The organism is Streptomyces sp. NPDC030021 (genome assembly GCF_055574035.1).
On sequence record NZ_JBVIAH010000002.1, the window covers coordinates 1 to 13,361 of the forward strand.

General features: G+C 72.2%; 12 protein-coding genes and 1 rRNA gene. 8 read left to right on the forward strand and 5 right to left on the reverse strand.

What is annotated here, in order from left to right:
• Positions 1-141: 141 nt before the first annotated feature.
• The 3 genes from rrf (at position 142) to ACZ4YL_RS03075 (ending at position 1,011) form a co-directional block, all read left to right on the forward strand.
• A 5S ribosomal RNA gene (gene rrf, locus ACZ4YL_RS03065) occupies positions 142-258 on the forward strand.
• A 97-nt stretch (positions 259-355) separates the two neighbouring features.
• Positions 356-724, forward strand: coding sequence for a DUF6247 family protein (locus ACZ4YL_RS03070; protein WP_468113481.1), 369 nt, complete (start codon positions 356-358; stop codon positions 722-724).
• Positions 721-1,011 carry a hypothetical protein gene (locus tag ACZ4YL_RS03075; protein WP_030724134.1) on the forward strand — a complete coding sequence of 97 codons (291 nt, stop codon included), beginning with the start codon at positions 721-723 and terminating at the stop codon, positions 1,009-1,011. Before ACZ4YL_RS03070 ends, ACZ4YL_RS03075 begins: the two co-directional genes overlap by 4 nt.
• Before the next feature lie 4 nt (positions 1,012-1,015).
• Here ACZ4YL_RS03075 and ACZ4YL_RS03080 read toward each other — a convergent pair whose 3' ends face one another.
• Genes ACZ4YL_RS03080 through ACZ4YL_RS03100 form a run of 5 tightly spaced genes read right to left on the reverse strand, consistent with a single transcriptional unit; the run spans position 1,016 to position 6,512 of the window.
• A complete protein-coding gene (locus ACZ4YL_RS03080; protein ID WP_468113482.1) occupies positions 1,016-2,326 on the reverse strand; it encodes a DUF58 domain-containing protein in 1,311 nt (436 codons plus the stop codon).
• A complete protein-coding gene (locus tag ACZ4YL_RS03085) occupies positions 2,326-3,312 on the reverse strand; it encodes an AAA family ATPase (RefSeq protein WP_468113483.1) in 987 nt (328 codons plus the stop codon). The genes ACZ4YL_RS03080 and ACZ4YL_RS03085 overlap by 1 nt, the downstream gene beginning before the upstream one ends.
• Positions 3,309-4,586, reverse strand: a complete 1,278-nt coding sequence (locus ACZ4YL_RS03090) for a DUF4350 domain-containing protein (protein WP_468113484.1) — start codon at positions 4,584-4,586, stop codon at positions 3,309-3,311. The genes ACZ4YL_RS03085 and ACZ4YL_RS03090 overlap by 4 nt, the downstream gene beginning before the upstream one ends.
• On the reverse strand, positions 4,583-5,263 hold the full coding sequence (locus ACZ4YL_RS03095) for a DUF4129 domain-containing protein (RefSeq protein ID WP_468113485.1): 681 nt from the start codon (positions 5,261-5,263) through the stop codon (positions 4,583-4,585). The genes ACZ4YL_RS03090 and ACZ4YL_RS03095 overlap by 4 nt, the downstream gene beginning before the upstream one ends.
• Positions 5,264-5,270: 7 nt before the next feature.
• On the reverse strand, positions 5,271-6,512 hold the full coding sequence (locus ACZ4YL_RS03100) for a DUF7847 domain-containing protein (RefSeq protein ID WP_468113486.1): 1,242 nt from the start codon (positions 6,510-6,512) through the stop codon (positions 5,271-5,273).
• 324 nt (positions 6,513-6,836) lie between these two features.
• Between ACZ4YL_RS03100 and mtrA the strand changes: the two genes are divergently transcribed.
• From mtrA to hpf, 5 genes are all read left to right on the forward strand, one after another.
• Positions 6,837-7,526 (forward strand): two-component system response regulator MtrA, encoded by a 690-nt coding sequence (gene mtrA / locus ACZ4YL_RS03105; protein ID WP_189747360.1) that lies wholly within the window; start codon positions 6,837-6,839, stop codon positions 7,524-7,526.
• Between the two features lie 22 nt (positions 7,527-7,548).
• The gene (gene mtrB, locus ACZ4YL_RS03110) at positions 7,549-9,495 is read left to right on the forward strand and encodes an MtrAB system histidine kinase MtrB (RefSeq protein ID WP_468114066.1); all 1,947 of its coding nucleotides are present in this window, start codon (positions 7,549-7,551) and stop codon (positions 9,493-9,495) included.
• Positions 9,485-11,362, forward strand: coding sequence for an LpqB family beta-propeller domain-containing protein (locus ACZ4YL_RS03115; RefSeq protein ID WP_468113487.1), 1,878 nt, complete (start codon positions 9,485-9,487; stop codon positions 11,360-11,362). Before mtrB ends, ACZ4YL_RS03115 begins: the two co-directional genes overlap by 11 nt.
• 64 nt (positions 11,363-11,426) lie before the next feature.
• On the forward strand, positions 11,427-12,182 hold the full coding sequence (locus tag ACZ4YL_RS03120; RefSeq protein WP_468113488.1) for a ComF family protein: 756 nt from the start codon (positions 11,427-11,429) through the stop codon (positions 12,180-12,182).
• A gap of 326 nt (positions 12,183-12,508) precedes the next feature.
• Complete coding sequence (gene hpf / locus ACZ4YL_RS03125; RefSeq protein ID WP_468114068.1) at positions 12,509-13,204, forward strand: ribosome hibernation-promoting factor, HPF/YfiA family; 696 nt, start codon at positions 12,509-12,511, stop codon at positions 13,202-13,204.
• Positions 13,205-13,361: the final 157 nt, after the last annotated feature.

A 13,361-nucleotide genomic window follows, 5' to 3' on the forward strand; every position in this document is an offset into this window, starting at 1 on the left:
CCAGATGTGGAAGCCCGGTAACGGGTGAAGCTGACTGGTACTAATAGGCCGAGGGCTTGTCCTCAGTTGCTCGCGTCCACTGTGTTAGTTCTGAAATAACGAACAGCTGTGTCCATAGCCAGCGTTCAAATTTCATAGTGTTTCGGTGGTCATAGCGTTAGGGAAACGCCCGGTTACATTCCGAACCCGGAAGCTAAGCCTTTCAGCGCCGATGGTACTGCAGGGGGGACCCTGTGGGAGAGTAGGACGCCGCCGAACAATCATTGCGGAAGCCCCGCACCAACCCGTTCAGGGTTCGGTGCGGGGCTTTTCTGCGTTCACGACCCAAGCGGAGCTGGGTATCCTAGGGTTCTCCGTGGAGGACACGATGACAGCACAGCACGCAGAAGCCGATGGCCCGCTCATCGCTCAGCCGGCCATGACTCGTGAGGCGCTTCGTGACGCCGTGAGGCGGCTGGACATGCCGAGCCTCGCGGCCTTCGACAAGGAGTGTCACGAGGCGTTCGACCGGGCAGCCGAGACGGGGGCCATCAACCCGCTCCGGTTCTTTCTGATCAAGTGGGCGACTCACGTTGCCATCCACAGGTGGCCGATGAGGTCCGCGGCCCTGGCCGAAGCGGAGCGCGTCGCGGGCGACCCGGCAGCGGGCGAGAAGGCCTTCCAGGTATCCATGGAGACCAGCAGCCGCATTCTGGCGGAGGCCCAGCGGGAGATCGGTCTGTGACCGACCGCGGCGAAGCCGTCGAGAACGAGCAGGGCTGGGCGTGGGAGTGCGATCCGAGCCGCGCGTGGGTACTTGGCGATATGGCTGACAACTACCAGGCACTCGTCAGCCGGATCATGGACGGCCTGGTGGACCTTGCCGCGATGGGAATCGACCCGAAGAGCGGCAGCCTGTACGAAGACCCGGCACCCATGCGGCTGCGTACCTATGAGGACGAGCACCTGATGGTCTGGTACCAGACCATCAGGCACCGCTGCCGGGTCTACCTCAAGCGGGTCAATCTCTGAGCGTTCAGAGGCGGCCGGCGGCCTTCAGGGACAGGTAGGCGTCCGCCAGGGACGGGGCCAGGGTGTCCGGGGTGGCGTCGACGACGTGGACGCCGTGGCGGGTGAGCTGGTCGGCCGTGCGGCGGCGCTGGGACTGGGTCTGGGTGCCGGCGGCGGCCTCGTAGACCGCGCCCACCGTGCCCCGTGAGCTTGTCATGGCCGCGACATGAGGGTCGGCGACCGAAGCCAGCAGGACCGTGTGGCGCTGCGTGAGGCGGGGGAGCACCGGAAGCAGGCCCTCTTCGATCGGGGCCGCGTCCAGGCTCGTCAGGAGGACCACCAGGGACCGGCGCGGGGCGTTGCGGAGGATGGTGGAGACCAGGGTCCTGGCGTCCGTCTCGACCAGCTCCGGTTCCAGCGGGGCCATCGCGTTGACGAACGACGGGAGGGTGTCGGCCGCAGAGCGGCCCTGGACCTGGGCGCGGGGGCGGCGGTCGTGGGCCAGGAGGTCCACGCGGTCGCCGGCGCGGGTGGCCAGGGCCGCGAGCAGCAGGGCCGCGTCCATCGCGGAGTCCAGGCGGGGGGCGTCGCCGACGCGGCCCGCCGAGGTGCGGCCGGTGTCGAGGCAGATGAGGATGTGCCGGTCGCGTTCGGGACGCCAGGTGCGGACGGCCACCTTGTTCTGGCGGGCCGTGGCGCGCCAGTCGATGGAGCGGGTGTCGTCGCCCGGGACGTAGTCGCGGAGGCTGTCGAACTCGGTGCCCTCGCCGCGGGTCAGGACGCTCGTACGGCCGTCCAGTTCGCGCAGGCGGGCCAGCCGGGACGGGAGGTGCTTGCGGCTGGTGAAGGGCGGCAGGACCCGGACGGTCCAGGGGGACACCTGGGAGCCCTGGCGGGCCCACAGGCCCAGTGGGCCGTAGGAGCGGATCGTGACGCGGTCGGCCCGGCGGTCGCCGCGGCGGGTGGGCAGCAGCCGGGTGGTCAGCCGGCGGCGCTCGCCGGCGGGGACGACCACCTCGTGGCGGGATGCGTCGGTCTCGGTGCCCGGGAGCCAGCTGCTCGGGGGCCAGGCGTCGCGGACGCGGGCCCGGAGCTTGCGGCTGCCGGGGTTGGTGACGGTGAGGTGGACCTCCGCCGGTTCGCCGAGGCGGACCGAGGTGTCTCCGGAGCGGGCCAGCACGAGGCCGCGTACGGGCGCCGCCAGGGCGCAGTCGAGCGCGCAGGCCAAGGCGATCGGGCCGTTGACCGCGAGCATGCCGGTCCAGCTCGGTTCGAGGAGGCCGACCGGGATGCTGCCGAGGGCCGCGAGCAGGGCGGCGCGTCCGGTGAGGGCCATCAGCGCGGTACGGGGACGTGGGAGAGGATCGCCGTGATGACGGCGTCGGCCGTGACTCCCTCCATCTCCGCTTCCGGGCGCAGCTGGACGCGGTGGCGCAGGGTCGGCAGGGCGAGTGCCTTGACGTCGTCGGGGGTGACGTAGTCGCGGCCGGTGAGCCAGGCCCAGGCGCGGGCGGTGGCCAGCAGGGCGGTCGCGCCGCGGGGGGAGACGCCGAGGGTGAGGGACGGCGATTCGCGGGTGGCGCGGCAGACGTCGACGACGTAGCCGGCGATCTCGGGGGAGACGGCGACCTTGGCGACGGCCTGGCGGGCGGCTTCGAGCTGGGCCGGGCCGGCGACCGGGCGGATGCCCGCGGCGTGCAGGTCGCGGGGGTTGAATCCGGCGGCGTGGCGGGTCAGGACCCCGATCTCGTCCGCGCGGGAGGGGAGGGGGACGGTGAGCTTGAGGAGGAAGCGGTCGAGCTGGGCTTCCGGGAGGGGGTACGTGCCCTCGTACTCGACCGGGTTCATGGTGGCGGCGACGAGGAAGGGGTCGGGCAGCTTCCGCGGGGTGCCGTCGACGGTGACCTGGCGCTCCTCCATCGCTTCGAGGAGCGAGGACTGGGTCTTGGGCGGGGTGCGGTTGATCTCGTCCGCGAGGAGGAGGTTGGTGAAGACCGGGCCGTCCTGGAAGGAGAACTCGGCGGTGCGGGCGTCGTAGACGAGCGAGCCGGTGACATCGCTCGGCATCAGGTCGGGGGTGAACTGGACGCGCTTGGTGTCGAGTTCGAGGGAGGCGGCCAGGGCCCGTACAAGGAGGGTCTTGGCGACGCCGGGGACACCTTCGAGGAGGACGTGGCCGCGGCACAGGAGCGCGACGACGAGTCCGGTGACGGCGGAGTCCTGACCGACCACGGCCTTGCCGATCTCGGTGCGGAGCGCTTCGAGGGAAGCGCGGGCGCTGTCCGCGGTCACTGCCGTGGACTCGGTGGCCGGGTACGTCATGACGTACGGACCTCTCTTTCGAGGGCGTCGAGGTGGTCGGCGAGCGCGACGAGTGCCGCGTCGTCGGAGGGGGTGGTGCCGAAGAGGAGGGCGGCCACGTCCCGGGGCTCGCCGGTCAGGCGGGCGGAGACGGCCGGGGCCAGTGCCGCGGGGTCGTGGGCCAGGGTGTGCGGTACGCCGACCAGTGCGGCGAGGCGTTCGCGGGTGGCGGCGCGCAGCACGGTGGCGGCGCGGTCGCGGGCGTCGGCCTTGCGGTAGAGGCGGGCGCGGCCCTCGGTGGCCTCGGAGGCGCGGATGGCGACGGGGAGCCTCTCGGTGACGAGGGGGCCCAGGCGCCGGGCGCGCCAGAGGGCGGCGAGGGCGGCGGCGACGAAGAGCTGAAGCAGGGCCCAGGACCAGCCGGCCGGGATGAGGTCGAGGAGGCTCTTGTCCTCGCCGGAGGGCGCGGTGTCGGGGTCGGAGTCCGCGAGGGACGGCAGGTACCAGACGAGGTCCGGGCGGGAGCCGAGGAGTTGGAGGGCGAGGGAGGCGTTGCCTTCGTCGGCGAGGGACTCGTTGAGGAGGATCGTTTCGGAGCCGAGGAGGACGGTGTCGCCGCCGGTGGGGCCGGTGGGGAGGACGAGGAGGGTGGGGTCGCCGCCGCTGGGGTAGCAGGCGGTGGCCCCGGGGAGGGTGGTGGTGTAGCGGAGGCCGCCGCCGGTGTCGGCGCGGCCGGCCGAGGTGGCGGCGGGCAGGGTACAGCCGGGGCCGGGGCGGTTCGTGTCGGCGTCGCCCGCGGTGTGCACGCCGGGGGAGAGGTCGGTGAGGCTGTGGCTGCTGGGGGCGAGGAGGACGGTGCGGCCGCCGGAGAGGTCGATGGCCGAGCGGATGACGCCGCGCTGGGTGGCGCCGAGCCGGTCGGGGTCGGTGACCAGGAGGGTGGTGCGGGGGCCGGCGGCGTCGGCGGCCTCGCGGGCGGTGGTGACGACGCGGGTGGTGACGCCGCGTTCCTTCAGGAGCTCGGCGACGGCGCGGCTGCCGAAGGGGTCGGTGGTACGGGGGTCGAGGTAGCCGTGGCGGGTGCCGGAGCTGAGGGCGGCCATGGCGATGGCGCCGGCGGCGAGGACGGCCACGGCGGTGAGGGCGCGGCGGATCTGGCGCAGGCGCCGGGTGCGCGAGTCGCCGGCTGCGGCTGCGGGGTCGTGGCCGGGGGTGCTGCCCCCGGACTCCCGTGCATCGAGTGCCGGTGGGGCCGGAGTTGCCGTCGGCGGGGCCGGATCGGTCGGGCCGGTCATGCGGTGGGTCCCGTCAGCAGCGGCTTTGCGCGGTCCAGGGTGAGGTCGAGGGCGCGCAGGCGGGCGTACGTGTCGGCGTCGGCGGTGCGGCCGCCGTAGGTGACGTCGTCGAAGGCACGGGCGGCGGCGCGGAGTTCCGCGGCGTGGTCGGGGAGGGAGACCGCGGCTTCGGCGGCGGCCTCGTCGGCGGTGCGTCCGGGGCGCGGGTCGAGCAGGGTGCGCTCCTCCAGCGAGCGGACGACGGCGCGCATGCGTTCCTGGACGGCTTCGGTCCAGCGGCCGGCGGCAGCGTGGGCGTCGGCGGCGGTGCGGTGGTCGGCGGCGCTGCGGGTGCCGTCGGCGAAGAGGACGCCGGCACCGGCGGTGATCCGGCCGGGGGTGCCGAGGCGCCACCAGAGGGCGCCGGCGGCGAGGATCACGAGGAGGAGGATCACGAGGAGGCCGAAGCCGCCTCCGGGGGTCGCCCCGGAGGCGGCGCCGAGCATGTCGTCGAGCCAGTCGAAGAACTTGCGCAGGGCGCGGTCGAACAGGCTCGGGTCGTTCTGGTGGTACATCGGCTTGGACAGTTCGCGCTCGGCCGCTTCCCTGGCGGGCTCGCGCGGTGTCGTCACCGGTGGTGTCTCGGCGCTCGGCAGGAGCGCCGTGGCGCGGGTGATGAGGCCCCCCGTACTCATCATCTGTGCGTCAGCCTCCGGTCGTGCCGTAGTTCTCGAGGCCGGCGGCCCGGGCGAGCTCCAGGTCGAGTCCCTCGCGGCGGATGCGCTGGTCGACGTAGAGGAGCACGGTGACGCCGGACTGGAACGGCATGACGATGGTCTGCGCGATGATCAGGCCGATCGCGGGGGCGATCAGTGCGCCCCAGCTGTTCATGCCGCTGCCGTCCGCCATGGCGTCGAGGCCGCCGCTGAAGGCGAAGAGGCTGATGATCTGGAACGGGGCCACGATCATCCCCGAGATGAAGAAGGCGATGACGGTGGTGAGCAGCGTGATGCCGAAGATGCGCCACCAGGTGTCCTTGACGAGCTTCGAGGAGCGCGTGAAGGCCTTGATGACGGTGCTCTTCTCCAGCATCAGGGCGGGCGAGGCCAGGGTGAACTTGATGCCCAGCCAGACCATGAGCGGCAGCCACACGACGAAGCCGAGGATGGCGAGGCCGACGGATTCGGCGAGGACGCCCGGCAGGATGAGTACGGCGCCGAGCAGGATGGCGCCGAGGGCCATCAGCAGGGTGAGCCCTATCAGGCGCAGCAGCTGGGGGCGGGCCTCGCGCCAGGCGTCGGAGACCGAGGATTGCTGGCCGAGCACGGCGCGGCTGAAGACCATCGTGAGCATCGCGGTGACCACGATGGTTCCGAGGAACTGGATGAACTGGATCACCGCGGACGCGGCGAAGGTGCTGCCGAGCGAGTCGATGATCTCCTCGGGGCCGGCGTTCGGGTCCGTGGCGAAGGCGAGGTCGTCCAGCATGAACTTCTGGACGATCACGCTGATCACCTGGACGACGGTGGCCATGACGAGGGTGATCGGCAGTACCGCGCGCCAGTGGGTGCGCATGGTGGCGACCGCGCCGTCGAGGATCTCGCCGAGGCCCAGGGGCCGCAGGGGGATCACTCCGGGCTTGGCGGCGGGGGGCTGGCCCCACTGGCCGGGGCCGCCCGGGTAGCCGTACTGGGGGCCGTGCTGGCCCGCCTGAGGGGTGCCTGGCTGCTGCCCCCAGCCCGTGGTGGGCTGCGGCTGCGCCTGCGGGGCCTCGGGCGTGGTGCCCGGGCTCGACCACTGACCGGGCGGTGGCTGCTCGGCGGACCACTTCGGGTCGTCGGCGGGCGGTGTGGGCTGTGCGGGCTGTTGCGCGCCGCTTTCGGTGCCCGGCCGCTCGCCGTCGGACGGAGAGGATCCGGGCGTAGCCCAGCCCGGAGAGTCGTTCATCGTCACTCCTTCATGTGCGCCTGCCGCGGCGGGGCGCTGGTCGCTGCCATCGTGCCACGTGGGGGGCCCGAACGGAGTAGGGGGTGGGCGGCGGATCGGGTGCGGTGGCGGGGTGGAAGCGGGGTGGAAAGGGTCGGTCCGGGGCGATCCCGACCGGTCGGACGGTCCCGGGCGGTGCTGCGGGGTCTTCGATGCCCGTACCTTCAATAGTCGCCCCGTTCGGGGGCAGACTGGTGGAGCTGATCTCGACGCAGGTCCGAGGGGCGATTTCCAGCCCTTTTGGCTGTGGGACAGCTCACCGCCGGGTAACGATTAGCTAATGGGATGATGTCAACCATGAAGGGACGCGTCCTTGTCGTCGACGACGACACCGCGCTGGCCGAGATGCTCGGCATTGTGCTGCGTGGAGAAGGTTTTGAGCCGTCGTTCGTAGCGGACGGTGACAAGGCACTTGCTGCCTTCCGGGAGGCGAAGCCGGACCTGGTGCTGCTCGACCTCATGCTGCCCGGGAGGGACGGCATAGAGGTCTGCCGTCTGATCCGGGCCGAGTCCGGCGTGCCGATCGTCATGCTCACCGCGAAGAGCGACACGGTCGATGTCGTCGTGGGTCTGGAGTCCGGGGCCGACGACTACATCGTGAAGCCGTTCAAGCCGAAGGAGCTGGTGGCCCGTATCCGGGCCCGTCTGCGCCGGTCGGAGGAGCCCGCGCCCGAGCAGCTGGCCATCGGTGACCTGGTCATCGACGTGGCCGGGCACTCGGTCAAGCGGGACGGTGCCTCGATCGCGCTGACCCCGCTCGAGTTCGACCTGCTGGTCGCGCTCGCGCGCAAGCCCTGGCAGGTCTTCACCCGTGAGGTGCTGCTGGAGCAGGTCTGGGGCTACCGGCACGCGGCGGACACCCGCCTGGTCAACGTGCATGTGCAGCGCCTGCGCTCCAAGGTCGAGAAGGACCCGGAGCGCCCCGAGATCGTCGTGACGGTGCGTGGTGTCGGATACAAGGCCGGACCCAGCTGACGTGCAGTCCGGTACGTCCGCCATGTCCGGCAGGGCCCGGGGCGGCTTCCGCCCGTGGAAGCTGCGCTTCGGCCGGCTGTTCCGGAACCGGGCGTCGAGCAGCCGGGTACTGCGGCTGTTCGTACGCCTGGCGCGGCGGCCGCTGCTTCCGGCTGTCCGGTTGTGGCGGCGCAACATCCAGCTCCGCGTGGTCGCCGCCACCCTGTTGATCTCGCTCGCCGTGGTCCTCGCCCTGGGGTTCGTCGTCATCGCCCAGGTCAGCAAGGGTCTCCTCGACGCCAAGGAGGAGGCGGCGCAGAGCCAGGCCGCGGGCGGGTTCGCGGTGGCGCAGGAGAAGGCCAACGCCCCGGCCACGGTGGACGGGCCCGACGCCACCGACAACAAGGTCGGCCGGGACGCCAGTACGTGGATGAACTCCCTGGTCAAGCAGTTGGCCAGTGGTGGCCAGACCGCCTTCGAGGTCGTCGCGCTGGGTGCGGGCACAGGTGATGAGGCCCTGCCCGGGACGCAGGGCGTCAAGGGCGCCCGGGCCTCCGGCAACGTGGACCCGACCGCCAGTGTCCCGCTGCCGCTGCGCCGGGCCGTCAACCGTGCCACCGGCGCCTTCAAGACCTTCTCCGAGATCCGGTACACCAGCGGGGACGGGGCGAAGGAGCCCGAGCCGGCGCTGGTCATCGGCAAGCGGCTCTCGGACATCAACGGCGACCCGTACGACCTGTACTACCTCTTCCCGCTCACACAGGAGGAGGAGTCCCTCAACCTGATCAAGGTCACCATCGTGACCGCGGGCCTGTTCGTCGTCGTCCTGCTCTGCGGCATCGCCTGGCTGGTCGTACGCCAGGTGGTGACCCCGGTCCGGATGGCCGCCGGGATCGCCGAGCGGCTCTCGGCCGGGCGGCTGCAGGAGCGGATGAAGGTCACCGGCGAGGACGACATCGCGCGCCTCGGCGAGGCCTTCAACAAGATGGCGCAGAACCTCCAGAACAAGATCCAGCAGCTGGAGGAGCTGTCCCGGATGCAGCGCCGCTTCGTCTCGGACGTCTCGCACGAGCTGCGCACCCCGCTGACGACGGTCCGGATGGCCGCCGACGTCATCCACGACGCCCGGGTCGACTTCGACCCGATCACCGCGCGCTCCGCCGAGCTGCTCGCCGGGCAGCTCGACCGCTTCGAGTCGCTCCTCGCCGACCTGCTGGAGATCAGCCGCTTCGACGCCGGGGCCGCGGCCCTGGAGGCCGAGCCCATCGACCTGCGTGACGTCGTCCGCCGGGTCATCGACGGCGCCGAGCCGCTCGCCGAGCACAAGGGCACCCGGATCCGGGTCCTGGGCGACACCCAGCCGGTCATCGCAGAGGCCGACGCCCGGCGGGTGGAGCGGGTGCTGCGCAATCTGGTCGTCAACGCCGTGGAGCACGGCGAGGGCCGCGACGTGGTGGTCCGGCTGGCGTCCGCGGGCGGGGCCGTCGCCGTCGCCGTACGGGACTACGGGGTCGGGCTGAAGCCCGGCGAGGCCACCCGCGTGTTCAACCGCTTCTGGCGGGCCGACCCGGCGCGGGCGCGCACGACCGGCGGGACCGGCCTCGGCCTGTCCATCGCCGTCGAGGACGCCCGGCTGCACGGAGGCTGGCTGCAGGCCTGGGGCGAGCCGGGCGGCGGCTCGCAGTTCCGTCTGACCCTGCCGCGCACGGCCGACGAGCCGCTGCGGGGCTCGCCCATCCCGCTGGAGCCCGAGGACTCCCGGGCCAACCGCGCCAACCGGGCCAGGGCCGCCGCCGAGGCCGCGGGCGGCGCGGCGGAGCGTACGCCCGCCGACGCGGGCGACCGCTCGTCGATACCGCCGCGCTCGCCCGTCGCCGGAGCGATGCCGGTGCCCGCCGACCCGACGGCCCTGCCGGGGAACGGGGCCCGGGTCGTGGCCCGCCCGGCCGAGCAGGCACAACAGCAGGAGGACCGAGCCGATGGACTCTGAGCCCTTGGACGCGCGGGCGGGGCGTGCGCGGGTGCGGCGCCGGCGGCTGCGTGCCGTACGGGCGTACGCCTTCGGCGCGGCGGGGCTGCTGCTCGCGGGCTGCGCCTCCATGCCGGACCGGGGCGACATCCGCCCGGTGCAGGCCTCGCAGGGCGTGGATTCGCAGGTCCGGGTGTTCGGCGTACCGCCCGCGGACAAGGCCAGCCCGGCGGAGATCGTCGACGGCTTCCTGGAGGCGATGACCAGCGACGACCCGCAGCTGGAGACGGCCCGCAAGTACCTCACCGAGGCTGCCGCGAAGAGCTGGAAGCCCGGCTCGGCCGTCACCGTGCTCTCCTCCGGGCTCAACCGGGTTCCGAACCGTGGCGAGAAGGACCCGGACGGGCCCCGCTGGAAGGTGACCGGCAAGAAGCTCGCGACCGTCGACGAGCACAGCGCGTACCAGCCGCAGACCGGGGCCCGGGAGTACGAGGAGTTCCTCCAGCTCGTCCAGAACGAGGACAAGCAGTGGCGGATCTCGACCCCGCCGAGCGGGCTCGTGCTCAGCGAGTCGGACTTCCAGCGCATCTACATGCCGGTCAACAAGTACTACTTCGCGGGCGGCACGCTCGTCGCCGATCCCGTCTACGTGCGTCAGCGCACCGACCCGGACTCGCGGATGGACCCGACCACGCAGACCGTGCAGTCGCTGCTGGCGGGGCCGTCCCGGTGGCTGGCCCCGGTCGTGGAGTCCAGCTTCCCCACCGGTACGGAACTGAGCCCGGGCACCAAGTCCCTTTCGTACGACGGGCAGAACACGCTGCGCGTGCCGCTCAACGAGAAGGCCGAGAACGTCGCGCAGCCGCAGTGCAAGAAGATGGCCACCCAACTCCTGTACACGGTCAAGGACCTGACGGGTTCCCGGCTCGACCAGGTCGAACTGGTGCGGGCGGGCGGCAAGTCGACGTCGCTGTGTTCGGTGAGCGAGGTGAGCGCGGCCGCGATCGCGGGGCGGCCCAAGATTCCCGAGTTCCAGTACTTCGTCGACAACGAGAAGCGGCTGGTCCGGATGAAGCTGGACACGAGCAGCGAGGACCAGCAGGCCAAGCCCGAACCGGTGCCGGGGCCGCTGGCCACCCCGCCGGGGTTCAAGGTCAGGTCGGCGGCGGTCTCGCACGACGAGCGGCGCGCGGCCGTGGTCTCCGAGGACGAGCACGCGCTGTACGTCGTGGCGCTGGTCGGGAGCGGGGCGATGCCGCAGCCGTTGCCGATCGGCAAGGGCGGCAAGGCGCCGGTGCTGACCGCGCCGAGCTGGGACGCTTCGGGTGATCTGTGGGTCGCGGACCGCGATCCGCAGTCCCCGGGGCTGTGGCGGGTGCCCGGTGGTGCCGGAACGCCGGAGAAGGTGCAGGTGGCGGGGCTCGACGGCCGGAAGATCGCTTCGCTGAAGGCGTCCGCGGACGGGGCGCGGATCGCGCTGCTGGTGGAGCAGCCCGACGGCAGCAAGGTCCTCTACGTCGGGCGGATCGAGCGGCCCGACGGCAAGAGCGACTCCTCGGCGGTGTCGGTGCGCGAGCTGCGTCCGGCGGCCCCGCAGATGGTCGACGTGACGGCGATGAGCTGGGCGCCGCGCGGGCGGCTGCTCGTGGTGGGCCGGGAGAACGGCGGCGTGCAGCAGGCCCGCTACATGCTGGCCGACGGTTCGATGGTCGCGGCGAGTCTGCCCGGGGCCACCGGCCTGTCGGAGGTGGCGGTCGCGGCCACGGAGGACGAGGCGAAGCCGAAGCCGGTGGTCGCGTACTCGGAGGACGGGATCGTGTGGCTGCCGCCGGGGGCGCAGTGGCGCACGGTGGCGGCGGGCGGCCGGTCTCCGGTGTACCCGGGCTGACCTGCCCGCGCGCGGGTCGTCCACAGGGGTCGCGCGCGGTGGCCCTGCCCGTCAGTGTGGAGTCATGCGTGGGTGGTGGCAGGAGCTCGCCGGGCTGGTCCTGCCGGTCGACTGCGCCGGCTGCGGGGCGGTCCGGGTGCTGGTGTGCCCGGGGTGCCGGGATGCGCTGAGCGGGACCGGGGAGGGGCCGGTGCGGCCGTCTCCGCGGCCCGCGGGGCTGCCGGTGGTGCGGGCCGCCGCCGTCTACGAGGGGGCCGTACGGAGCCTCCTGCTGGCGCACAAGGAGCGCGGGGCGCTGCCGCTGGCCGGGGCGCTCGGTGCTGCCCTGGCGGCGGCCGTCCTGGCGGGCGGTTCCGGCGGTGCGGGCCTGGCGGGTGGTTCCGGCGGTGCGGGGGACGTGGTGCTGGTCCCGGTCCCGTCGGCGCGGCGGCAGGTCCGGGCGCGCGGGCACGATCCGGCGCGCAGGATCGCCCTCGCGGCCGCGGGGCGGCTGCGGCGGGACGGTGTTGCCGCGCGCGTGGCGCCCGTACTGGGGCTGCGGCGGGCGGTGGCGGACCAGGCGGGGCTGGGGGCCCGGCAGCGCCGGGAGAACCTCACGGGGGCGCTGGCGGTGCGCCGGGGCGGGCGGCGGCTCACGGCCGGGGCGGCCCGGATCGTGCTGGTGGACGACCTGATCACCACGGGGGCGACGCTGGCGGAGGCGGCCCGGGCGGTGCGCGCCGAGGGGCTGGTGGGGGGCCCGGGGACGGTGCTGGGGGCGGCGGTGGTGGCCGCGCCGGCGGACTCCTTCAGGCGGATCGAACGCTTGCCACGCGTTTGAGCAACTCGGACAGAACAAAAATCTTGTGAATAGATTTGGAACTGGCGGGGAAGGCCCATCGTTGCAGGTAGTAAGAGGGAACAGCCACCTGACTGGAAGTACATTCCGGTAGCGGGTGCCGACAACCGCCATAGAGGGATATGTTCGGTTGTAAGGAACTCAGGAGGCTGTCTCTCGACTCCGAAGTCGGTGGGGTGTTGATCTTGCCGATGGGGGAGGAGGAGGTGAAAGTCGCCAAGTCCGAGGCTCCGGCCTTCACCGGAGTCTGGTGCGAAAGGGAGACGCTTCGCCCCGTCGGGCGGAGCTATCCGGGAACGGAGTTCTGCGTGGACATCGTCGTCAAGGGCCGCAAGACCGAGGTGCCCGAGCGGTTCCGCAAGCACGTGGCCGAGAAGCTGAATCCGGAGCGGATCCAGAAGCTCGACGCCAAGGTGATCAGCTTGGACGTCGAGGTGTCCAAGGAGCACAACCCGCGCCAGGCCGACCGTTCCGACCGCGTGGAGATCACCCTGCGTTCGCGGGGCCCGGTGATCCGTGCCGAGGCCGCCGCCGCCGACGCGTACGCGGCGCTGGACCTCGCTCAGGACAAGCTGGAGGCCCGGCTGCGCAAGCAGCACGACAAGCGTTACACCCGCCGTGGCAACGGCCGGCTCTCGGCGGCGGAGGTCGCCGACGTGGTGCCGGGCGTCGCATCGCTGAACGGTAGTGGTCAGCCGGTGTCGGAGGAGAAGACGGACGGGGTGCCGATCACCCGGATCGGATCCCTTGAGGTGCAGGGCGAAGGTCCGCTCATCGTCCGCGAGAAGACCCACTCGGCCGCACCCATGTCGCTCGACCAGGCTCTGTACGAGATGGAACTGGTCGGCCACGACTTCTATCTGTTCGTCGACTCCGAGACGAAGTTGCCCAGTGTCGTCTATCGCCGTCATGCCTATGACTACGGCGTCATCCACGTGAACCCCGACGGTGCCTCCAGCTCGGAGGAGCCGGGGGGCGGCCCCGGTGGCGCGCTCGGCGGCTGAGCCGAGGCCGACGCTGAGCACATCCGTTCATCGCCCCCGCGCAGGCGCTCCGGCGCCTGTGCGGGGGCACCTGCATGACGGGTGTGCGACGGGTATGCGCCAGGTGGCTCACTTTTGGCCCCCGGGCCGTGGTGCGGGCATGGAATCATGGCGTGCA